Genomic DNA, 1060 nt, shown 5'->3' with positions numbered 1-1060 from the left:
CATGTTCGTCGCCGCCGTCCTCGCCACCGCCGCGACCGGGACGGCGGACGTCCATCGGTCCCTCGCCGCCGGTCTCGGCGTGGTCCCGCCGCGCTCGCGCCTCGCGGAGGCCGTTCGGCGGGGCATCGCGTACGCCACCACGGAGCCCGACTTCGACACCGTCGTCGACCGCCTGCACGCCGAACTCGGCGGGTACCACTGGGTGCATGCCGTCCCCAACGCCGCCCTGCTCGCCGCCGCCCTCACCCACGCCGACGGCGACTTCTCTCGCTCCGTCTGCGCGGCGGTCTCGGGCGGCTGGGACACCGACTCCAACGGCGCCACCGCCGGTTCGGTCGCCGGGCTGCTCGCCGGGCACCCGGACCGGCTGCCCGAGCGCTGGACCTCCCCCCTCAAGAACCGTCTGGCGACCTCGGTGCCGTCCTTCGACGGCATCGGCTTCGACACCCTGGCCGAACTGACACACACGGAGGCAGTACGCCCATGACCAGCATCGTCGTGCTCGGCAGCACGAACATGGATCTCGTCGTCTACGTGCCGCGGGCCCCCGCCCTCGGCGAGACGGTCACCGGCCGCTCCTTCCGTACGATCCCCGGCGGCAAGGGCGCCAACCAGGCCGTCGCCGCCGCCCGCGCGGGCGGCGAGGTGGCGATGATCGGCGCGGTCGGCGCCGACGGCTTCGGGACACAGCTGCGCGCCACCCTGGAGCACTGCGCGGTGGACACCGATCTGCTGCGCACCTCCGAGGGCCCCTCCGGCACCGCCCATGTCGTCGTCGACGACGAGGGCGGCAACGCGATCGTCGTCGTCCCCGGCGCCAACGGCACCGTCACCTCCCTCGACCACGGCGACGAGGCCCTCATCGGCACCGCCGACACCCTGCTCCTCCAGCTCGAACTCCCCCTCTCCGTCGTCGTCGAGGGCGCCGTCACCGCCCGCCGACTCGGCGTCCGCACGGTCCTCACCCCCGCCCCCGCGCAAGCCCTCCCGCCGGAACTGCTCGCCGCCACCGACCTGTTGGTGCCCAACGAGCACGAGGCCGCCGCGCTCACCGGACTCA

At 74.2% G+C, this 1060-nt stretch carries 2 protein-coding genes; both read left to right on the top strand.

Translation table 11 applies throughout. The features are described 5' to 3' along the window. Positions 1 to 487 (top strand): ADP-ribosylglycohydrolase family protein (locus CCN56_RS40795; RefSeq protein WP_143664845.1); only part of this gene is annotated, 487 nt, incomplete at its 5' end. Beyond that, on the top strand, positions 484 to 1060 hold a 577-nt coding region (locus CCN56_RS40790; protein WP_256962445.1), incomplete at its 3' end, for a PfkB family carbohydrate kinase. The genes CCN56_RS40795 and CCN56_RS40790, both read left to right, overlap by 4 nt.

The sequence above is a fragment of the Streptomyces sp. NRRL B-24572 genome (genome assembly GCF_002156145.1).
Classification (GTDB): Bacteria; Actinomycetota; Actinomycetes; order Streptomycetales; family Streptomycetaceae; genus Streptomyces; species Streptomyces vietnamensis.
This window is presented reverse-complemented; position numbering and strand designations above follow the sequence as displayed.